Annotated in this window: 19 protein-coding genes; 13 read left to right on the forward strand and 6 right to left on the reverse strand. The window is 48.4% G+C overall.

The window, feature by feature from the left end; all coding sequences use genetic code 11:
* Window positions 1-37 precede the first annotated feature (37 nt).
* The 9 genes from NQ510_RS13680 to proS all read left to right on the forward strand — a co-directional run bounded on the left by NQ510_RS13680 (window position 38) and on the right by proS (window position 12,550).
* Window positions 38-955, forward strand: coding sequence for a dihydrodipicolinate synthase family protein (locus NQ510_RS13680; RefSeq protein WP_005829247.1), 918 nt, complete (start codon window positions 38-40; stop codon window positions 953-955).
* 166 nt (window positions 956-1,121) lie between these two features.
* A complete protein-coding gene (locus NQ510_RS13685; RefSeq protein ID WP_005836952.1) occupies window positions 1,122-4,301 on the forward strand; it encodes a SusC/RagA family TonB-linked outer membrane protein in 3,180 nt (1,059 codons plus the stop codon).
* A 31-nt stretch (window positions 4,302-4,332) separates the two neighbouring features.
* The gene (locus NQ510_RS13690) at window positions 4,333-5,826 is read left to right on the forward strand and encodes a RagB/SusD family nutrient uptake outer membrane protein (RefSeq protein ID WP_005829240.1); all 1,494 of its coding nucleotides are present in this window, start codon (window positions 4,333-4,335) and stop codon (window positions 5,824-5,826) included.
* Window positions 5,827-5,839: 13 nt separating this feature from the next.
* Window positions 5,840-7,471: a sialidase family protein gene (locus tag NQ510_RS13695; RefSeq protein ID WP_005829237.1), complete on the forward strand. Its 1,632-nt coding sequence runs from the start codon at window positions 5,840-5,842 to the stop codon at window positions 7,469-7,471.
* 29 nt (window positions 7,472-7,500) lie between these two features.
* Complete coding sequence (locus NQ510_RS13700) at window positions 7,501-8,169, forward strand: D-lyxose/D-mannose family sugar isomerase (RefSeq protein WP_005829234.1); 669 nt, start codon at window positions 7,501-7,503, stop codon at window positions 8,167-8,169.
* Window positions 8,170-8,174: 5 nt separating this feature from the next.
* Window positions 8,175-9,260 (forward strand): aldose epimerase family protein, encoded by a 1,086-nt coding sequence (locus NQ510_RS13705; protein WP_005829232.1) that lies wholly within the window; start codon window positions 8,175-8,177, stop codon window positions 9,258-9,260.
* The gene (locus tag NQ510_RS13710; protein ID WP_005829230.1) at window positions 9,257-10,336 is read left to right on the forward strand and encodes a metallophosphoesterase; all 1,080 of its coding nucleotides are present in this window, start codon (window positions 9,257-9,259) and stop codon (window positions 10,334-10,336) included. Before NQ510_RS13705 ends, NQ510_RS13710 begins: the two co-directional genes overlap by 4 nt.
* Window positions 10,337-10,383: 47 nt before the next feature.
* Complete coding sequence (locus NQ510_RS13715; protein WP_005829228.1) at window positions 10,384-10,941, forward strand: YhcH/YjgK/YiaL family protein; 558 nt, start codon at window positions 10,384-10,386, stop codon at window positions 10,939-10,941.
* A 115-nt stretch (window positions 10,942-11,056) separates the two neighbouring features.
* The gene (gene proS, locus NQ510_RS13720) at window positions 11,057-12,550 is read left to right on the forward strand and encodes a proline--tRNA ligase (RefSeq protein WP_005829226.1); all 1,494 of its coding nucleotides are present in this window, start codon (window positions 11,057-11,059) and stop codon (window positions 12,548-12,550) included.
* Between the two features lie 168 nt (window positions 12,551-12,718).
* Here the strand turns inward: proS and NQ510_RS13725 are convergent, their stop codons facing one another.
* Both NQ510_RS13725 and NQ510_RS13730 read right to left on the reverse strand, forming a co-directional pair.
* Entirely contained in the window at window positions 12,719-13,054 is a 336-nt protein-coding gene (locus NQ510_RS13725; RefSeq protein WP_005829225.1) for a type II toxin-antitoxin system RelE/ParE family toxin, read from the reverse strand.
* Window positions 13,045-13,278 carry a hypothetical protein gene (locus NQ510_RS13730; RefSeq protein ID WP_005829224.1) on the reverse strand — a complete coding sequence of 78 codons (234 nt, stop codon included), beginning with the start codon at window positions 13,276-13,278 and terminating at the stop codon, window positions 13,045-13,047. The genes NQ510_RS13725 and NQ510_RS13730 overlap by 10 nt, the downstream gene beginning before the upstream one ends.
* Window positions 13,279-13,454: 176 nt before the next feature.
* On the opposite strand from NQ510_RS13730, the gene NQ510_RS13735 reads away from it, so the two are divergent.
* Both NQ510_RS13735 and NQ510_RS13740 read left to right on the forward strand, forming a co-directional pair.
* A complete protein-coding gene (locus tag NQ510_RS13735; RefSeq protein WP_005829223.1) occupies window positions 13,455-13,637 on the forward strand; it encodes a hypothetical protein in 183 nt (60 codons plus the stop codon).
* A gap of 229 nt (window positions 13,638-13,866) precedes the next feature.
* Window positions 13,867-14,997 (forward strand): glycosyltransferase family protein, encoded by a 1,131-nt coding sequence (locus tag NQ510_RS13740; protein WP_005829221.1) that lies wholly within the window; start codon window positions 13,867-13,869, stop codon window positions 14,995-14,997.
* Here NQ510_RS13740 and NQ510_RS13745 read toward each other — a convergent pair.
* Window positions 14,994-15,095 carry a smalltalk protein gene (locus tag NQ510_RS13745; RefSeq protein WP_005829220.1) on the reverse strand — a complete coding sequence of 34 codons (102 nt, stop codon included), beginning with the start codon at window positions 15,093-15,095 and terminating at the stop codon, window positions 14,994-14,996. The two genes, NQ510_RS13740 and NQ510_RS13745, sit on opposite strands and share 4 nt — an antisense overlap.
* A gap of 54 nt (window positions 15,096-15,149) precedes the next feature.
* Window positions 15,150-15,659, reverse strand: coding sequence for an HU family DNA-binding protein (locus NQ510_RS13750; protein ID WP_005829218.1), 510 nt, complete (start codon window positions 15,657-15,659; stop codon window positions 15,150-15,152).
* Window positions 15,660-15,942: 283 nt separating this feature from the next.
* Here NQ510_RS13750 and NQ510_RS13755 point away from each other — a divergent pair, with 283 nt between their 5' ends.
* Window positions 15,943-16,203, forward strand: coding sequence for a DUF4248 domain-containing protein (locus tag NQ510_RS13755; protein WP_005829216.1), 261 nt, complete (start codon window positions 15,943-15,945; stop codon window positions 16,201-16,203).
* Between the two features lie 129 nt (window positions 16,204-16,332).
* Here NQ510_RS13755 and NQ510_RS13760 read toward each other — a convergent pair whose 3' ends face one another.
* Window positions 16,333-18,462, reverse strand: coding sequence for a VapE domain-containing protein (locus NQ510_RS13760; protein WP_005829215.1), 2,130 nt, complete (start codon window positions 18,460-18,462; stop codon window positions 16,333-16,335).
* A gap of 122 nt (window positions 18,463-18,584) precedes the next feature.
* Window positions 18,585-18,908 (reverse strand): hypothetical protein, encoded by a 324-nt coding sequence (locus NQ510_RS13765; RefSeq protein WP_005829213.1) that lies wholly within the window; start codon window positions 18,906-18,908, stop codon window positions 18,585-18,587.
* A gap of 761 nt (window positions 18,909-19,669) precedes the next feature.
* Here NQ510_RS13765 and NQ510_RS13770 point away from each other — a divergent pair.
* A complete protein-coding gene (locus tag NQ510_RS13770; protein WP_022400855.1) occupies window positions 19,670-20,203 on the forward strand; it encodes a UpxY family transcription antiterminator in 534 nt (177 codons plus the stop codon).
* Window positions 20,204-20,367 lie beyond the last annotated feature (164 nt).

A 20,367-nucleotide genomic window follows, 5' to 3' on the forward strand; every position in this document is an offset into this window, starting at 1 on the left:
GTTTGAACCTATCATTAATTATAATATAATTTTATTTATGAACAAACGACTTTTAACAGGATTAATCGCTGCACCATTTACGCCAATGCACGAAGATGGTTCCTTAAATTTGCAGGTGATCGGGCCGTATGCAGAGTTTCTGATGCAAAAGAAATGTGTGACGGGAGTGTTTATTTGTGGCACGACGGGAGAATCCGTTTCTCTGACAACAGAAGAACGAAAGGCTGTTGCGGAAAAATGGATGGAGGCAGCCAAGGGAAAACTGAAAGTGATAGTGCATGTAGGTGGCATGTCGCAGGTTCAGTGTGCCGAGCTGGCAGCCCATGCGCAAGCTATTGGAGCTGATATGATAGCAGCCATGGCGCCCTGCTTTTTCAAGCCCGGTTCTGTAGATGAGCTGATAGGTTTTTTCAAGCCGATAGCTGCATCGGCTTCCCGCTTGCCGTTTTATTACTATAACATGCCGTCCATAACCGGGGTTTCCTTGCCGGTACACAAGTTCCTTATAGAGGGCAAGAAGCAAATTCCCAATCTGGTGGGAGTCAAGTTTACTCATAACAACCTGATGGAGATGCAGCAGTGCATTCATGCGGACGGTGGGGCGTTCGAAGTCTTGCACGGTTTTGATGAGATACTGATTACCGGATTGTCGGTTGGAGCTAAGGCTGCCGTAGGCAGTACCTACAACTATGTTCCGGGTATATACAAAGCTGTGATGGAAGCCATGGAAAAGGGAGACCTTGAAACAGCTCGTGAAATGCAATGGAAATCTGTTGAAATCATTGATGTGCTGATAAAGCATGGGGGAGGAGTCAGAGCTGGTAAGATATTCATGAAACTGGCAGGAATAGACTGTGGACCATGTCGATTGCCGATAGCTCCTTGTTCTGAAGAAGAGCTGGAGGAGACAAGAAACGAATTGAAAAATACGGAATTCTTCAAATACATTAATTAACTAAAAACGATTGCCTATGGAGATATTGCAACAATACATCCAATGAAAAAACTCATTGGCCAACTTAAGTTTGACCCCCGAAAAGGGAGGGGAAACGAGTATTGGCACTTCCCGTTTCCCCTTAAATAAATTACTGAAACAATTTATTATTAAAATCGTAACAAAGATGAGAAAAATATTTCATTTTCACCTCATAACTTTTCTACTATTTTGCCCATTTTTGCTTTGGGCACAAGAATTTAACCTATCAGGTGTAGTAGTGGACAATACTGGTGAAACTCTTCCAGGAGTTTCCATCGCTGTGAAGGGTACGACTCGAGGAGTTATTACGGATATGAATGGCGCTTTCCAGCTGAAAGTAAGCAAGGGGGAAACTCTTGTATTTTCCTATGTGGGCTATGATGAACAGCAAATCCTGATTACTAATCAAAAGATTCTTAACATCCGGATGGAACCGACCACCATGGGGCTGGATGAAGTGGTGGTTGTAGGTTATGGTACCCAATCCAAGCGTACCGTAACATCCGCCATCAGCAAGGTGGATGGAGAAACATTGAAGGCAACTCCTATCAATACTGTGGGAGAAGGGCTGAAGGGTAAAATTGCGGGTGTACGCGTGTACAATGAGAACAATACTCCGGGTGCAGAGGCTACGTTCTTGATTCGTGGTGGTTCATCTATCAGTCAGAGTAATTCTCCTCTTATATTAGTTGATGGCGTAGAGCGCAGTACAGCGGGTATCAATCCCAATGACATCGAATCTATCGAAGTCTTGAAGGATGCCGCTTCTTCTGCTATTTATGGTTCGCGTGCATCGAATGGAGTTGTCCTGATTACGACAAGAAAAGGAAAAAGCGGTGCTCCTCGAGTGACGTTTGAGGCTTCCTTTGCAAACGAGAATGTGGAGCGGATGATTGAGTATCTGGATGCTACCCAAGCTGTTACTATCATGCGCGATCGTTGGGCTTCCGGACCCAGTCCGGAAAAGTTATACCTTGACGGATATGCTTATAGTTCCGGCAATACGGATGCTTCCAAGTTTTCTACCCGTTACCTGAGGGATGGAGAGAGCATTCCGGCAGGATGGAAGTCTGTGGCTGATCCGTTGGATCCCAGTAAGACTTTGATTTTTGAAGATAATGATTGGGCCAGTACTTGTTTCAAGAATGCTCTTTGGCAAAATTATTATGTGGGGATAGAAGGAGGTACGGAGAAATTGAGCTATGTGGGCAGTATTGGCTATATGAAAGATTCCGGTGTAGGTGTAGGCACGGCATTCGACCGTTTTAACGCCCGTACTAATGTAACTGCCAAAATCAGAGAGAACCTGACTTTCAGTAGCAACATAGATTACAGCCAGACGAATAGCGAAGAGTATGCCAGTCAGTATCAGGTGATTTCCCGTGGACTGATGACCCCGGCCGTTCAACGTAAATATTGGGTGTCTGACAATGAATGGTACGGAACCCCGACGCCAGGTCCAAACTCTTCGTCTCCGAATCCGAGCTTCTACTCGTATTTTAATGATAACAATCAGCGTACCAACCGTTTGGGGTTAGTCGGCTCTCTTGATTGGGAAGTTTTGAAAGGATGGCATGCTGTGGGCACCGCTTCTTTGTTTACGCAAAACAGCCATGGAGATACATTCATGCGTGCCAACCCGATGAATGGAACGCGGAAGGCGACTACCAACATGACGGATGAGCAACGGAAGAAACTGGAATTCTACACCAGCTATACAAGAACGTTTGCCGATAAACACAGCATCAGTGCGATGGTAGGATATTCCTATCAGCAATATTTGTACAAGTATGTGTATGCTGCCACTACCGGACACAGCTCCGACAAGATACCGACATTGAACGGAGGTTCTGTTTATTCCGATGCAACGTCGACCAAGCAGGAAGATGTGAATATCGGTTATTTCGGCCGATTGAACTATGATTATCTGAAAAGATATATGTTGACTGCTACTTTCCGTGAGGACGGCTCTTCCCGTTTTGCCAAAGGCAACCAATGGGGATTCTTCCCCGGATTGTCTGTCGGATGGGTTATGAGTGATGAGCCTTTTATGCAGAATATCGGTTTTATAAGTAATTTGAAGTGGCGTGGCAGTTATGGGCAGACCGGTAACAACTCCATCGGCTATTACGATGCATTAGGATTGTATGCCATTACCACCAGTTACGATCAAAGTGCTGCGACCGTTTCTTCGGCCATGCCTAACAAGGCTCTTGAATGGGAGACTTCCACACAATTGGATTTAGGTTTTGATTTAGGCTTGTTCAAGAACCGCATCATATTGGGTATAGACTATTTCAATAAGATTACGGATAACCTGATTACTTCCAAAGTATTGCCCAATACGTCGGGATACGGTTCCATCCTTACCAATCTTGGAAAAGTACGTTTCCGTGGTTTCGATGCTGAAATAACAACACGTAACATTGTCAAGAAGGATTTCACGTGGGAATCTAAATTCACCATTACTTACGTAAAGAACAAGGTGCTTAAACTGCCCGAAAACGGACGGGACAAGAACCGCCAGGGAGGATACTCTGTAAAAATGCAGGATGGCACGACCAAAGAATTCGGAGGTGTTGCCGAGGGTGAACCGTTGGGGCGTTTCTATGGATATAAGAAAGACTTTATCATTACAACTCCCGAGCAGGCTGCCAATGCCCGTTATGACACCTCATCCAAAGGTTGGGACTGGACCACGAAACAGAAACTGGGTGTCGGAAAAAAGACTATCGGAGACTATGAGTGGAAAGACCTGAACGGAGACGATATCATCAACAGCAATGATATGTTCCTGCTGGGAAATACGATTCCCCATACCACCGGAGGTTTGAACAATACTTTCACTTACAAGGGCTTCACATTGAATGTCTATCTTGATTTTGCTTTGGGGCACTCCATTTCCAATGGTTATCTGCAACGCCAGATGTGTAATTTCATGAATGGAAACACCAGCCTGCCTGCTGAAATCCTAAAATGCTGGAATGTGGGGGATGACCCGAGTAAGGCCAAGTATGCCCGTTTCTCAGGCAATGACTCCGATGAGTTGAATAAGAATTTCCGGGACAACTCCGATGTTTTCACCCAGAAAGCCGATTATCTCTGTATCCGTGAAATCTCTCTGCAATATGCTCTGCCTCAGGCATTGCTGGCAAAGATTGGTCTGAAAGGGCTGGTATTGACCCTGGCCGGAAACAATCTGCATTATTTTACGGAAGTAATAGGCCTTTCTCCCGAAGTAGGTGCATCAAGTACCTATTCCGGTAGTTTCAACACCTATCCGCCTATCCGTAAGTTCTCTATCGGATGTAAAGTTACTTTGTGATAAAAGAAGTTTAATACGAAAAATAAGAATTATGAAAATAAAAATATTATCCGGCATTCTTCTTATAAGTGGGGTCTCGTTTTTTACATCATGTCATGGAGACCTGAATGTGATACAGCCCAGCCAGTTCACCAGCTTGTCCATGTGGACAGAGGAGAGCGATGCTACGAGTGCGGTAAATGGAGCATATACTCAATTCCGTTCCGCCTTTTCCGATTTGCTCAACATCTATGGAGAGATGCGCTCAAACTGGTATGAGAGTGGGGCGGTAAATGATGCGTTTTTTAATAGAGTGGGTACAAACGTATTGCTGAGCGGTGATGCAGGTACAAATTGGAGTAGTATATATACTACCATTAATAGTGCAAATTTGATTCTGAAGCATACTCCGGAAATCTCTTTCACCAATGAAGCTACACGTAATGAGGTGATGGCCAATGCCTATTTCCTACGGGCATATTGTTACTTTACTCTGGTGCGGGTATTCGGTGACTGTCCACTACTGACTTCCGGCTTTGAGTCAGAAAAGCAGGAGGACATGTATCCCAGCCGTACGGCGGCCTCTGAAGTATATGCTCAGGTCGAAACCGATATAGAAGAAGCTTTAAGGTTGATGCCCGCTTCTTCCAAGCTTCTCCATAAGGCATCTCCGGCAGCCATCAACATGTTGCGTACTGAATATTACTTATGGAAGGCAAAGCGTCTGGGAGGAGGGAATGCGGCTCTGAGTACGGCGCAGTCTTCTGTTGATGCGGTATTGAAAGCCGGATATGCACTTCTTCCCACGTTTGCCGATATTTTCAATTTAAGCAACGAAGCCAATTCTGAGCTTATCTGGACATTGCCCTATATCGTCAATGAAAATGTGACTCCGGGAACATCCCCCAACTTTTTCGCCTATTATCTGGCACCTAACGGTGACAGAACCCGGCTGAGGGAAGCCGGATATACCGAGGATGAGGTTCCTGCCGGTTCCCATGCCCAGTATGTTGTGCCCACGCAAGCCTATTGCGATTTCCTGGCTGAGGATGCACGTGACACGCGTACGGATGTTTCAGTACGGGTATTCGAGGATAAGTTCCTGACGGAAGAAGTACAGATTAAAAGGATGGTTGTGAAGTTCAAAGGCTCCTTTGCCAATGATACGCGTAGTTTTGACAGTGATGTCCCCGTCTATCGTTTGGCCGAAGCCTATCTTTTGAAAGCTGAAGTGGAAAATGCCTTGGGAAATACGGATGCCGCTTTGCAGAATCTGAATGTAGTGGCCAAGCGTGCTTATGGGGTAGACAACTACTACACGGCAAGGACTCAGGATGCCATAGACAATGCCATTATCAGCGAAATACTGAAAGAGTTTGTCGCAGAATCAAAAGCATGGTGGGCATACCTTCGCTTTAATAAGGAATTCGAGCTTATTGAGACCTTGAAGGGGCGTGAAGGGGAGAAGAATGTTACCTTGTGGCCTATTGCTCCTGCTTGTCTCAATACTAATCCGAATATAACACAAACGGAAGGTTACAAATAAATATTGGGATGATATGAGATATAAGACTATACTTTTACTGGTCTTGTCTGCTTGGGGCATCATGGCATGCCAAAATTATACGGATAAGATAGCGGTGGAGATTCGGCAACCGGTATATCCGGTGTTGACATTGAAGGAGCATAATCCGGTATTGTGTCTGCGTCTGATTAGGAACAGCGGCGTGGCATATCAGTTGGAAAAGATAAATTTCACTTTGGATGGAACTGTCCGTTCCGGTGATGTCGTTTCCGCTTCGCTGTTCTTGGATAAGAATTGTGGGCAGGTTTGTGCAAGTGCCAAACCGGTGAACAAACAATTGAGTTTTAAGGTAGGCCGGCAGATAGAGGAAGATACACTGACATGCTGGGTGACACTCCGACTGAGGGATGATGCGGCGCAGGCTACAAGCAAGATTGAAATCTCATGCAGCAGTGTCCAGACAGACTTGGGGCTGGTGGGCATCCGCCAGTTGCCCGCAGTAAAGCCGCTCCGTATAGGAGTGGCCCTGCGGCAGCCGGGTCAGGACGGGGTACACACTTCCCGCATTCCCGGATTGGTGACTTCGACGAAAGGTACCTTGCTGGCCTTGTATGATGCACGCAATGAAAGAGATGACGATTTGCAGGGCGACATTGATATTGCCATCAATCGCAGTGAAGATGGAGGGCGGACTTGGCAACCCATGCAGACTGTTCTGGATATGAAAGAATGGGGCGGGCTACCTCAGAAATATAATGGAGTGAGTGATGGTTGCATCTTGTCGGATGATTTCACCGGAGACCTCTATGTCATAGGGTTATGGATGCACGGAGTCTTGGACCCCAAGACGGGCAAATGGATAGAGAATCTTACCGATACCTCGACCGTATGGAACCACCAGTGGCGTGCGCACGGTTCTCAGCCGGGATATGGTGTCAAACAAAGTTCTCAATTCCTGATTAGTAAGAGTACCGACGACGGACTTACCTGGAGTGAGCCGCGTAACATTACCCGCCAAGTAAAAAAGGAAAAATGGTGGCTGCTTGCTCCCGGACCGGGTCGTGGCATCACAATGGAAGACGGTACATTGGTATTTCCGGTAGAGGGGCGGAACGAAGACGGGCTTCAGTTCTCTACAATCATGTGGAGTAAAGACAAGGGCGAAAACTGGACCGTAGGCGAACCGGCCTACTACAATACCAACGAATGTCAGGTGGTAGAACTTTCAGACCATTCCTTGATGTTGAACATGCGTGAGCGCAGCAACCGGGGACGTCAGGAAGGTAATGGGCGGGCCATTGCCGTCACTGCCGATTTGGGAAAAACGTGGACGGAACATCCCACGTCGCGCAGAGCTCTCATTGAACCGGCTTGCCAGGCATCCTTGCTGCGCCATGATTATATTGAAGACGGAGAAGAACGTCATGTATTACTCTTTGCCAATCCTAATTCAAAAGAGCGCCGTAACAACATTACCATTAAGGTGAGTTTCGATGACGGGCAAACTTGGCCCGAGGAGTATTGGATGTTGTTGGATGAAGGTAGGGGGGCGGGGTACTCTTGCATGACTTCTATTGACGAGCATACCATAGGTATCTTTTATGAGGGGAGTCAAGCCGACATTCAGTTCCAGGCTATCCCGCTGAAAGAATTATTGAAGAAATAAAAGTATAACACCTTAAAAAATAGATAAATATGAAACGCAGTGAAATCAATCAATATATCCGCGAAGCCAAAGCATTTATGACAAAGTACCACTTCATGCTGCCTCCATGGGCGGACTGGACTCCGGACGACTGGAAGACCAAAGGACCGGAATGTGATGATATCCGGGAAAGAGCCATGGGTTGGGACCTGACCGACTTCGGCTGGGGCGATTTCCTGAAAATCGGCCTGACGCTGGTAACCCTCCGTAATGGAAGTCTGCAGAAGAAAGACAAACCCTATTGTGAAAAGATTATGTTTGTCCGCTGCGGACAAGTTACTCCCACCCATTTCCATTGGCTGAAAACGGAAGACATCATCAACCGGGGTGGAGGAATCCTCTGCATGCGTCTGTGGAAGGCCGACAAGGAAACTGAAATGCTGACTGAAGAACCGCTTGTCGTTTCCATCGACGGAGTCAGTACACGGGTAGCTCCCGGAGAAACGGTGCGTCTTGCTCCCGGACAAAGCATTTGTTATGAGCCTTATCTCTACCATACTTTCTGGGCCGAGGACGACCATTGTCTGGTAGGCGAAGTCTCTACAGTGAACGATGACATGAGAGACAACCGTTTCCTCACCCCCAAGGGGCGTTTCCCGCAGATAGAAGAGGATGTTCCGGCCGAACATCTGTTGTGCAACGAATATCCCGAAGTTTAGAAAGTATGAAAGATAAGACCAACCTGACGGGATTGAATCCTGATAATTTCCGGTCCGTAATCAACGGAAAGGATACCGGCCTTTATATACTGCGCAATGGCAGCGGTATGGAGATGTGCGTCACGAACTACGGGGCCATCGTCTTATCCATCATGGCTCCTGATAGTCATGGTAAGTTTGAAAATGTCGTCATAGGCTTCGATACGCTGGAAGAGGCCCGCAGGCAAAGCAAGGACTATTATATAGGAGCTACTATAGGCCCCGTAGCCGGACGCATATTGCACGGCGCTTTCCGTGTAGGAGAAAAAGATTATCACTTACAGCTTAACTCTGTTTCTAATACTCTGCACAGTGGTGATAACGGTTTTCACACGGTGGTGTGGGAAGCACAGCAACCGTGTGAAAACCAACTTCTCCTCCGGCATTTCCATGCCGATGGAGAAGCCGGTTTTCCGGGCAATGTTACGGTAAGGATGATGTATACCTTGACGGACGACAATGGGTTCCGTATAGATTATGAGGCGGAGACAGACCGCGACACCTTGTTCTGTCCCACCAATCATGCCTATTTTAACCTGGCGGGCATGGGAACTCCCACTACTTCCATTGAAGACCATCTGGTGAGGATAAACGCGGATTTCTACCTGCCTATCGACATGAATACGAACAATACCGGTGAAGTCAGGGCAGTGGGCGATACGCCTTTTGATTTCCGCGACTACCATTCCATAGGCGAACGCATCAACCGGAAAGACTTGCAGTTGCTCAACGGCCACGGTTATGACCACTGTTTTGTCTTGAAGAAACCCGCGCTGCATGAGCTCTCTTTCGCCGCCACCTGCATCAGTCCGTCCAGTGGGCGCAGAATGGATATCTATACCACAGAGCCGGGGCTTATCATGTACACCGGCAATTATTTGCCGGGCTTCACGGGCATGCATGGCACTGTGTATCCGCGTCGTAGCGCCGTCTGCTTTGAAACCCAGTGCTTTCCCGATACACCGAACAATCCGCATTTCCCCTCCATCGTATTACGTGAAGGAGACCTTTATAAACAGACATGTATTTATCAATTCAGTACGCAACCATGAAAAACAGAATCATTCTTTGTTTGGGATGCCTGCTGGCATTCCTCCAGCTCCGGGCACAAGTCAATACCAACCAGCAGCATTTGTGCAATCCTAATTCTTTTTCCATCGTCCTGCTGGGCGACCCGCAAAACTACGTGAAGTATGACTATAACCAGCCGGTTTTTGAGCTGATGACGGCGTGGACCGCTCATCATATAGACTCCCTCCGTGTAAAGGCGGTGCTTTGTACGGGCGACTTGGTAGACCAGAATGAATGTATTCTACCTCCCTTCCCGCGTTTCGGGAATCTTACGAGCCGGGAGCAGTGGACATTTGTGTCGCGGGCTTTCGGGCGGTTGGACAACAAGGTCCCTTATCTCATTTCTACCGGAAACCATGATTACGGCTACACCCGTTCGGAGAACTCGATGACCCGTTTCCCGGAATATTTCCCGATAGAGCGCAACAGCCTATGGAGAAAGACCATCGTGGCCGCCACCAATAACAGAAACGGCCTGCCTACGCTGGAGAATGCCGCCATGGAGATAACGGACGAGCATTGGGGGAGGATTTTGATTATTGCCGTTGAATTTGCCCCGCGCGACGAGGTCTTGTCATGGGCCAGGGAGCTGGTGGCTGCCCCGCGCTTCAAGGACCATACGGTGATTCTCATCACCCATTCCTACCTTACCGGCTTCGACAGCAAGCGCATCACCAAAGAAGGCTATAAGATAACCCCGTCCAATACGGGCGAAGGCATCTGGCAGAAGCTGGTGCAACCTTCCGCCAACATCCGTCTTGTGTTGTGCGGACACTATGCCACTCCGAATGAACGGTTGGACTATACCACGGGATTCCGTACCGACAAGAATGCAGCCGGACACGATGTGCACCAGATGATGTTCAACTGCCAGGCGTTGGGTGGCGGCATGAGTGGAAACGGGGGAGACGGCTGGCTGCGTCTGCTCGAATTCCTGCCCGACGGACATACGGTGCAGGTCAGGACCTATTCTCCGCTTTTCGGCTTTTCTCCTCAAACCAAGGACAAGGCATGGCGTACGGAATCTTATGACCAGTTTCAATTCACGATAAAATAAAAAATATGAAGCGTATATCAATTATTTATTCATTAATACTCTTTTGTATGTATTTATCAGCACAGACAAGTCCGGAGTGGACTTCCGGAAATGCGAAGAAATGGATGAAAAGTGCCGTTTGGTCCAATGGCTGGACTGTCTCTCCCCATAAATCAGTCAATGCTGTTGAATTTGCCTGCCAATATCATAAGAACAAGGATGTCTGGGATGCTGCATTCCGCTTTCTTGCCGAACATGATTTGGAAGCGCTGTCCATTGGCAACCATGTCATTCTGGAGGGGAAATGCTGGGCTACGGTCAGTGAATACATTCCCAAAGAGGTGGAGAAAGGGAATATTGAAAGTCACCTCCGTTTTGTCGACCTTCAGTATGTACTCTGGGGAAATGAAAAGATGGGGCTGGCAAGTGACGTCGAAGTACGTCAGGCGTATAATTCAAAAAAGGATGTTGCTTTTTATACCTCTTCCCGGATAAAACACTACTCTGCCGATGCCGGCAGTTTCTTCTTGTTTTTCCCTTCGGACATTCACCAGCCTTCTGTTCGGGGAAAGGGGGAACTTGTTAAAAGCAGGAAGATTGTGATTAAAATAGAATATGTAGATTAGTGTGTTTTCGGTTCTATTAAAAATACTATTTGTTTTTCAAATAAATTTCCTTTAAAATTTGTACTTTTGCCGACTGTTTAGAGAAATCAACGAAAACTTTAAAAAACGAAATAGAATGGCAGTAGAATTGAAAGACCTTACCAAACGTAGTGAGAACTATTCTCAGTGGTACAACGAGTTGGTGGTAAAAGCCGATTTGGCAGAACAATCGGCTGTACGCGGCTGTATGGTGATCAAGCCTTACGGATACGCTATCTGGGAGAAGATGCAACGTCAGTTGGACGATATGTTCAAGGAAACGGGACACGTCAACGCTTATTTTCCCTTGCTTATTCCGAAATCATTCCTCAGCCGTGAAGCGGAACATGTGGAAGGCTTTGCCAAAGAGTGTGCCGTCGTGACGCACTATCGTTTGAAGAACGATCCGAATGGCGGCGGTGTGGTGGTGGACCCTGCTGCAAAACTGGAAGAAGAGCTGATTATCCGCCCCACTTCCGAAACCATCATCTGGAACACCTACAAGAACTGGATCAATTCATACCGCGACCTGCCTATCTTGTGCAACCAGTGGGCAAACGTGTTCCGTTGGGAAATGCGTACCCGTCTGTTCCTCCGTACCGCCGAATTCCTCTGGCAGGAAGGACACACGGCACATGCCACTCGCGAGGAAGCCGAAGAAGAAGCGGTAAAGATGCTGAATGTATATGCCGAGTTTGCCGAAAAATACATGGCGGTGCCCGTGGTAAAGGGCGTGAAGTCTGCCAACGAGCGTTTTGCCGGTGCCCTCAACACCTACACCATCGAAGCGATGATGCAGGACGGAAAGGCTTTGCAGAGCGGTACTTCCCACTTCTTGGGACAGAACTTCGCCAAGGCGTTCGATGTACAGTTCGTCAATAAGGAGAACAAGCTGGAGTATGTTTGGGCTACCTCCTGGGGTGTTTCCACCCGTCTGATGGGAGCGCTTATCATGACGCATTCCGATGACAACGGTCTGGTACTTCCTCCGCACCTGGCTCCGATACAAGTAGTCATCGTACCTATCTACAAGAATGCGGAGATGCTGGCTAAGATTGACGAGAAAGTGGCAGGCATTGTTGCCAAGCTGAAATCGATGGGCATTTCCGTGAAGTACGACAATGCCGACAACAAACGTCCGGGCTTCAAGTTTGCCGACTATGAGGTGAAGGGTGTTCCCGTTCGTCTGGTGATGGGTGGCCGCGACCTGGAGAACAATACAATGGAAATCATGCGTCGCGATACACTGGAGAAGGAGACGCGTTCCTGCGAGGGTATCGAAGAGTACGTGAAGGATTTGCTCGAGGACATTCAGGCAAATGTCTACAAGAAAGCGCTCGATTACCGTAACAGCCGCATCACCAGCGTGGACAGCTACGAGGAATTCAAGGAAAAGATTGAAGAAGGCGGCTTCATTCTGGCTCATTGGGACGGGACTACCGAAACCGAAGAGAAAATCAAGGAAGAGACCAAAGCAACCATCCGTTGTATTCCCTTCGATTCATTTGTTCCGGGTGACAAGGAACCGGGCAAGTGTATGGTTACCGGCAAGCCTTCTGCCTGCCGCGTGATTTTCGCACGTTCCTATTAATAATACCCACCCCGGATTACGCGGATTAACACAGATGATTTTAGGAGTTCTGATAATCAGAAACTTTTATCTGCGTTAATCCGCGTAATCCGGGGTGATTGTATATCTTGATACGTCCTCTCGGTTTTAAATTTATAGAGTTATCTCTCATCATGAATTGATGAACAGCTATTTATATTGCTTCAGAAATTCTGAGATTGTTTTACGTACAGTTTCCGGAGATTGTTTTGAATGAAGCATTGCTGCAATGACAATCCTATTCTCATCAATCAAATAATATATCACGTTAGGGGAAAGTTTTAAATGACGGACAGTAATGTTGTTAAATAGAGTAGAAAAATTACTGTCTATAATTCCTATATACGGATGTTTTGCTAAAAGATTTACTTTGTCTTGTATCTTTTGACGTGTTTTCTGTGCCGTCAACATGCCAAAATTATTCTCTACATAAATAAGTATCTCTAAAAAGTGCTCATAAGCCAACTTAGACCAGACTATTTCCATCCCATGCGTTCATTTATCATACTCTCTATTTGGGAGTTTGATATACAGTGTCCTGCTTTATTCTCTTCTAAGGCAAATAGAAGGGCTTCAGCCAAAGCATCTCGGGGAATACTGTTGATAAAGTCGTCCATCGGTATGGCTGATTGATGATAAGTTGCCATCATCGGTTCTTGTGCCGTTTGTTTGGAAGAGTCCTGCTCTTTATATGGTTTAATTTTACCCATTGCTTTTATTTTTAATCAAAGGTAAACTGAATAAATGAAAACTCCTAATATTCAATCCATTTATTTTCCACTGCATCAAAGCCAACCAATCTACATACTATTGTAACCTCCTTCACATCTCCTCGTAACAACTTTCCCTCATTTTTGCAGCGTAAAAAAAGAAAGGAGGCCCGAATATGAAACTGAACAGAAATGACTATACCGTAGAGGCGGCAGCCGGCGGTGGTTTTTACGCTTATTTTATGAATAATGTGTTGTGCAGCGCCTACGGTGAAACGCCTGACGAAGCCTGCGAAAACCTGGAACAGATTGTTGACGATTTTGTCAGTGATATGTATATGGTCGAGGAATTTGTCTGATATTCCGGCATCATATGCCGACCGAATTATCCTTTTTACGTATTTATTCCATAAATTCTCTTGAAGTCATGTCTGCGCGATGCCGGTGTGACTTTTGTCATTTATAACCGAATTGTCACATTCTTCACATTCTGCCGTAACACGGAGGTGCGATATTTGCATCAACTAAATGCAACGTCATGTGCTGCATGTGTTTCAACAGTAATTTGTAAATCATCAAGTCGTCTCAATGAAAGTCCTTTTTATCGTTCAAGGAGAAGGCCGCGGGCATCTGACCCAAGCCATTACAATGGAAGAGCTGCTGCGCCGCAACGGTCACGAAGTAGTGGAAGTGTTGGTGGGCAAAAGCAATTCGCGCTGTCTGCCCGGTTTCTTCAACCGCAGCATTCAAGCTCCGGTGAAACGCTTTCTCAGTCCCAATTTCCTGCCTACGCCTGCCAACAAGCGGGCAAGTCTTGCGCGCAGTGTGGCCTATAATCTCACCCGTCTGCCCGTCTATCTGAAAAGCATGCACTATATACACCGCCGCATTGAGGAGAGTGGCGCCGAACTGGTCATCAACTTCTACGAACTGCTCACGGGGCTGACCTATCTCTTGTTCCGTCCTTCCGTCCCTCAAATAAGCGTCGGGCACCAGTACCTGTTCCTGCACCGCGATTTCGAGTTTCCCGGTAAGAACGGCTTCCATCTGTGGCTGCTCCGCCTTTTCACCCGCCTCACGTGCATAGGTGCCCGCGAAAAACTCGCCCTTTCCTTCCGCGAGATGGAGGATGACGAAGAAGCGCATATCCGCGTGGTTCCGCCATTGCTGCGGAGGGAGGTGCTGTCGTGCGAAGGTACGGAAGGGGATTATCTCCACGGATACATGGTAAACTCCGGTTTTGGCGAGAATATCCGTCACTGGCACAGTGCCCATCCGGAAATACCCCTCCACTTCTTCTGGGACAAGCAGGACGAAGCCGAGGTGTGCCGTGTGGACGACACCTTGAGTTTCCATCAGCTCGATGACGTCAAATTCCTGCGCTACATGGCAGGCTGCAAGGCCTATGCCACCACTGCCGGCTTCGAGTCGGTCTGCGAGGCGATGTATCTGGGCAAGCCTTTGCTGATGGTTCCGGCGCATATCGAGCAGGACTGTAACGCCTACGATGCATTCCGTAGCGGTGCCGGTGTCATCTCCGAGGAGTTCGATTTGGAACGTCTGCTGGACTTCTCGGAGCATTTCCGTCCGAACATGGCTTTCCGCTATTGGGTGCGTAGCTGCGACTGGCGTATCCTGCGCTGTATAGAGAGGGAAGAAAAAGAGGAAACCTTTTTCGGGGTTTCCTCTTCCTGCCGTCCTTTCTTTCCGGCGACTTAAATGCTCACGTTCATCGCATTGGCTCCCAATGCCCCTAAGATGGCGGAGGCTACTGCAATTACGACTTTCAGAATTTTATCCCAGATACTTTTTTTCATGCTATATACGTTTTAAAAGTTGAACATACGAATCGGTAGTAAAATCAGTCATATTTATCCCAATGGATTTTCACCCTGGTCTCCGTCCGAACCGCCTCCGTCTCCCGAGCCGGAACCGCCGCCGGAGCTTCCTCCTTCACCGTCTCCCTTGTTCACCAATGCTTCCAAGTCGTAGAAGTCAATCTTCTGCCCGGCACGCGTGGCGGCGATGTCCGGTCTTACGGTGCTGGAAGGCCGGAAATTGATTTTCACCGCCTTGATGTTCTTTGCGGTGCACTCCTTTACATCCAGTACGCCTGCCGTACGCGCCGACAGACTGAATACGCCAAAGTTCTTGATATTCACCGACTGGCCACTGTAGAGGGTCGTAATCATGGCCTCCACAAAATTGGTCAATACACTCTGGATGTCTCCCAGCGTCAGCGAACTCTTCTCTTTCATCACATACGCAATGTCGTCCAGCGTCGCATTGTCGCCCAGTGTCACCAGCTGCGGGTAGAACTTTGCCACCGCATCTGCCTTTCGAGGATCTTTCCTCGCAATTTTCTTGAATGGTACTCCCATAAACAATTAAATAATTAAAAATTAACAATTAACAATTAGAAATTAAAGTCCCGTATTGCAATACTCTTCTCTTTCTCCTTTAGGGGGGGAAGAGGGGTGCTGCAAAAGTACTCCTTCGGCTTTTTCTGCTCATGGCTTTCTTCGGGTTACGCCGTCTCTTTCCCGTTTCCTTTCTGTTCAGGAAAAGTTCTTCGTCCGATGCCCGTTTATGTCTGTATATGCTTGGTCATATCACTGATATTCAGTATCTTTATGGTGTAATAATCAACCAATAACATAAAGAATGAAAACAGAAAAAGAAAAGAGGGAAGAGGAGGAGGAAGACCTTCGTCCGTTCCGCATCCACGCCTATTCGAAGGAGGAGCTTGCCATGCTCTACAACCCGACTTACTGCATCAGCAATGCCATCTATACCCTGGCGGCATGGATACGCCACAACAAGGCACTGAAGGGTGAGCTGGAGAAGGTGGGCTACAACAAATACCGGCGCACCTTCACTCCGCTGGAAGTGAAAGTGCTGGTGAAGTATCTGGGAGAACCCTGACAGGATGCCGGCCGGAAATAGGGAAGCCGTGTAAAGAAAACGCCAATATATGTAAAGCCCCGTAACAATATATGTTGTCATGCACAACAATATATGTTACGGGGCTTCTCTCTTCTCCTCGAATACCGGTTACTGATATAGCTGGATGTCCACTACCTCATATTCGGTCGTCTCCTGCTCGTTGGTCCGTGTACCGAATCCGTACTTTTCCAGTGCCTGCACCAGTACCAGCTGGGTGTGCGGGTTCACCTGCACCTTCCCGAATATGCTGAGCTTGGTCAGTATGACGCTGGCAGGGAGCCACTTTGTCTGCAGGTCCTCGGGCAGCGGTTTGCGGAAGAAGACGAAGAGGTTCTCCTCCACGGGGTCTTTCATGCGGTGCCGTTCGTTGTGCTTGTTCAACTGTTCTATCTCCTCGCCCTCGTACCAGTATCTGAATCCGCCTTTCAGCAGGGCGAGCGCCTGGGCGTAGATACCGGGATGGTTCACCGGGGTGTGGTAGTCTATGCCGGTGATGGTGATGGGGAGGAAACGCCGGTTTCCGCCGATGTCCTGCAGGCACTGCCGGTTGTTGGTGCTCGCGATGAAGGAGCAGTGGCGGGGCAGGGTGAAGGCTTCGATGTCGTAGGCCTTGCGCTGCGTCACGTTGTCCTGCGCGATGATTCGCTTCAATGCTGCCAGCTCGCCGGGCTTCACGCCTTCGAACTCCTCCATGTTGATGATGATTCGCGTGGCGAGCAGGCGGGCATCGTCCTTGTTGCTCGGGTCTATTATGCCGTTGTAGAAGTACTCTTTCCACTCGGGCGGCAGCAGGCGCCGAATCCAGCTGCTCTTTCCCTTTCCCTGCTCGCTGTAGAGGATGATGACGAGCTGGTTCATGTCCTCGTCGCTCAGTGCGCAGGCCACCAGGCCCACTATCCACCGTTTGAAGCCCTTCTGCCATAGCTCCCGGTTCTCGGTCGTCAGGGTGTCGGCAAGTTGGGCGATGTAGTCCGTCCCGTCCCAGGGGGGAAGCGCGTACAGATAGTCGGTGTAGGGGTTGAACTCCTTGGCGTAGTTGGAGTCTATCACGGCTCTGAGGAAATTCTGGTAGCAGGAGATGCCGGCCATCTGCAGGTCTACGAACATGGTGTTGTAGTCCTTTCCGCGCATGGGGCGGTAACCTTTTCCGGCATCTGCCGACGGGGTGTAGGGCATGAATTCGAGGCGGTCCAGGATGAGGTTCCTGCGGATGCCGTAGTGCTCTTCCAGAAAGCTCATCACTTGGTTGATGACGGGCTTTTTCTCTTCCTTCTTTGTGGCGGCTTCGCTGGTCTTGTCGGTATAGATGTAGGCATTGTGCAGGGGGGATTCCACGTCGGGGTACTCTTGTCCGAACTCGTTTTTCGCCAGTCTGATGGCTGTCTGCTCGTCCAGGCCCTTGCTGTAGCATTTGTTGCCCAGGGCGAAGAGGAAGTTGTCGCGGTTGCCTGCCCGGAACCTGGTGGTGCGCTTCACGGCGGTCACGGCTTGGGAGAATATCAGCTTCTCCCAAGGCTTTGCGTCCTGCGGCGTGGCGGCAACGGAGGCGGGGAGGGGGTGTACCGTTTCGGCAGCCGTCCTCTTCTTGCCGCTTTCCTTCTTCGCAGGCGGGATGATGCGTGCCGGCAACGGGGAAATCTGTTCCAGCAGTGCGGCATTGATATAGGCATGCGGGTCGAAGGACATGAAGTATCCCCGCGAAATGTCCTTTCCGCTTCCGTCCACCTCTACTCCGAGAAGGGCCTCGTAGTGCTCTTTGGCGGCGCTGTACAGCTTCAGGTGTATCTCCTCGAGCGTGGCGTAGGTCACCTCGCCCTGCCGGAGACGGTCATACAGACGCCGGGTGTATTCCGTCTGCATGAAGACGAACAGCTTGTAGCCGTGCCTTTTGGGGGAGAGGAAACTGCCCAGGGTGTGCGGGTCTTCGTTGATGAGGGTCCGGGTCTGCTCCAACTGTCCTTCTTCCAGGTCGTCGATGTCGAGCGTGATGACGGGGTTGTAGCGGGTGATGCTCGGTGCGAGCCTTCTTTCCCGGTAGTTGGCCGTGAGGGTCCTGAAGGGAAGCTGCTTCTTGACGTGGTTGGCTTCCTCCACCTTTCCCTGTGCCACGAGGCTGGCGATTTTGATGATTAACTTGGCATGCTTGCCGTTTCTTATGTCAGCCATGTCCTGCGTGAAGGTTGTCTCCCCGCTGACGGCGCTGAAACCACGGTAGGTGGTAACTGGAGTGTTTTCCATTCTACTTGTATTAAGTTTGCCTTATTGGCGGCGCAAAGATGCCGCTTATTTCCTTAGGAAGCAAAAACGGCCATCCGCAGTGGGACAGCCGTTTTTTTACAATTTGAATTCCTTGGTCCGTTTTACTCCTTGGGATATAGCTCATTGAAGAGCTTATATATCTCATCCTCAATGCAATCGGGGTTCAGCGTATTGCCGCTTCCGTCCGCGTCCATAAAGTTTACAAGTAGATGCAGCAGCTTGGCGAAGGGGCTTACGCCCTTCAGTCCGTGTTCCTTTTGGGGATTTATCAGCAGTGGTATGAAGGGTGTCAGGAAAGCCTTCCGCTCCTTGTATTCCACGGTTAACGACTTGTGTTCTACCATAGAAAGCAGGTCGATGGCCACTTGCACCTCTTTGCTCTCTTTGGTGTACAGCACTTGGTAATCTCTCCCTTTGATTTGCATCACGCTAATTGGCGTTTTTTTGTTCTCATAACTACAATTTGAAAATACAATTTTATATTAAGTTAACGAATCGGGTGCAAAATTAATAAAAAAGAGAAGTCTGTGCACTATGTATTACACGGATTGGCACGGATTTTTGTAGTTTCTGTGCGTATCACTTTTGTGTATGTCCGTGCGTATCATCCTTTTGTTTCCGTGAGTATCCGTCACTCAGAACGTAGCGAAGAATTCTTCTCTGTGCTCCTCTGTGCCAATCTGTGTAATCTGTGGTGCCCCTCTCCGTGAACAAGTGAAGCGTGTGTGTAGTCTGTATGTATAGGGTGAGGTACCGGAACCTATGGTTATATATGTAACACACTCTTTCTTTAAAAAAATAAGAAATGACGCGCGTGCGCGTGTATCTTACCTAATAGGCGTAATTCTTTGATATATAGTGTGATGATGTCTGCATTAAAAAAGATTATCATTTTATCAATCAGAATATTTTGTACTTTCATTTCTTGACGTTACCTTTGCGTTCATTAAACGGAACGTGTTATAAAACATTTCTTTCATCATAAACGTTTCGTTGATAACGGCTTATCGCAAGATAGCTTGAATATAACTATTTCGTCGCCTTCCTTCCGAGATGGTGGAGGGTTTTGAAATAAAATGAATGCATATAGCCTATTTAAAGTAACCGCATTACATTACTTGACCGGGAGGTACTTCGCTACTCCGGTGTCCCCCAATCATATTTTTTCGTGAACGAGAATGCAGAAATGCACTGGTATGCAGTGCGTGTCACCTATAGCCGAGAGCTTTTTTTCAAGGAATACCTGGATGCAGCGGGCATTGAAAACTATATACCCATGCGCTATGAGTATGTCGTGAGGAAAGAGCGCCGCCTGCGCAAGCTTGTTCCTGCGGTCCATAACCTGGTCTTCGTCCGCTCCACCCGCGAGCGTATGGACGAAATAAAGAACGAACCGGGCATGAACATCCCCATCCGCTATATCATGGACCGCGAAACCCGCCAGCCCATCGTCATCCCGGACTCACAGATGCGCAGCTTCATCGCCGTGTCTGGCACCTACGACCAGGCTGTGCTCTATCTTGAACCCACCGAACTGAACCTCTCCCAAGGAACCCGGGTACGCATCACCGGCGGCATCTTCGAAGGAGTGGAAGGGGTGTTTGTGCGTGTGCGCCATGACAGGAGGGTGGTGGTGAACATCGAGGGGGTGATGGCGGTGGCGACGACGTTTGTGCATGCGTCGCTGGTGGAGGAGATAGGAGATAAGTATTCAAATTAGGGTTCAAGTGTGACAGACAGCGTGAAGCCCTGAATTATTCTCACAAGTTCTGGAATGAGGCCTTCTTATATAAAGGACGGCTGTTATCCAATCTCGAACAATCCAGGCAGAGAGGGTAGTCCGTCCCTTTTACAACCCAACGAAAGAACTCCCTGCATTTTGAA

The sequence above is a fragment of the Bacteroides uniformis genome, from assembly GCF_025147485.1.
In the GTDB taxonomy this organism is placed as follows: domain Bacteria; phylum Bacteroidota; class Bacteroidia; order Bacteroidales; family Bacteroidaceae; genus Bacteroides; species Bacteroides uniformis.

Coding starts and splice junctions, on each gene's coding strand:
- NQ510_RS13725 (WP_005829225.1), bottom strand. CDS start 13,054: ATGGAAATAGTCTGGTCTAAGTTGGCTTATGAGCACTTTTTAGAGATA.
- NQ510_RS13760 (WP_005829215.1), bottom strand. CDS start 18,462: ATGGAAAACACTCCAGTTACCACCTACCGTGGTTTCAGCGCCGTCAGC.
- NQ510_RS13685 (WP_005836952.1), top strand. CDS start 1,122: ATGAGAAAAATATTTCATTTTCACCTCATAACTTTTCTACTATTTTGC.
- NQ510_RS13735 (WP_005829223.1), top strand. CDS start 13,455: ATGAAACTGAACAGAAATGACTATACCGTAGAGGCGGCAGCCGGCGGT.
- NQ510_RS13755 (WP_005829216.1), top strand. CDS start 15,943: ATGAAAACAGAAAAAGAAAAGAGGGAAGAGGAGGAGGAAGACCTTCGT.
- NQ510_RS13695 (WP_005829237.1), top strand. CDS start 5,840: ATGAGATATAAGACTATACTTTTACTGGTCTTGTCTGCTTGGGGCATC.
- NQ510_RS13680 (WP_005829247.1), top strand. CDS start 38: ATGAACAAACGACTTTTAACAGGATTAATCGCTGCACCATTTACGCCA.
- NQ510_RS13710 (WP_005829230.1), top strand. CDS start 9,257: ATGAAAAACAGAATCATTCTTTGTTTGGGATGCCTGCTGGCATTCCTC.
- NQ510_RS13765 (WP_005829213.1), bottom strand. CDS start 18,908: ATGCAAATCAAAGGGAGAGATTACCAAGTGCTGTACACCAAAGAGAGC.
- NQ510_RS13730 (WP_005829224.1), bottom strand. CDS start 13,278: ATGGGTAAAATTAAACCATATAAAGAGCAGGACTCTTCCAAACAAACG.
- NQ510_RS13690 (WP_005829240.1), top strand. CDS start 4,333: ATGAAAATAAAAATATTATCCGGCATTCTTCTTATAAGTGGGGTCTCG.
- NQ510_RS13770 (WP_022400855.1), top strand. CDS start 19,670: ATGCACTGGTATGCAGTGCGTGTCACCTATAGCCGAGAGCTTTTTTTC.
- NQ510_RS13705 (WP_005829232.1), top strand. CDS start 8,175: ATGAAAGATAAGACCAACCTGACGGGATTGAATCCTGATAATTTCCGG.
- NQ510_RS13745 (WP_005829220.1), bottom strand. CDS start 15,095: ATGAAAAAAAGTATCTGGGATAAAATTCTGAAAGTCGTAATTGCAGTA.
- NQ510_RS13715 (WP_005829228.1), top strand. CDS start 10,384: ATGTATTTATCAGCACAGACAAGTCCGGAGTGGACTTCCGGAAATGCG.
- NQ510_RS13700 (WP_005829234.1), top strand. CDS start 7,501: ATGAAACGCAGTGAAATCAATCAATATATCCGCGAAGCCAAAGCATTT.
- NQ510_RS13740 (WP_005829221.1), top strand. CDS start 13,867: ATGAAAGTCCTTTTTATCGTTCAAGGAGAAGGCCGCGGGCATCTGACC.
- NQ510_RS13750 (WP_005829218.1), bottom strand. CDS start 15,659: ATGGGAGTACCATTCAAGAAAATTGCGAGGAAAGATCCTCGAAAGGCA.
- proS (WP_005829226.1), top strand. CDS start 11,057: ATGGCAGTAGAATTGAAAGACCTTACCAAACGTAGTGAGAACTATTCT.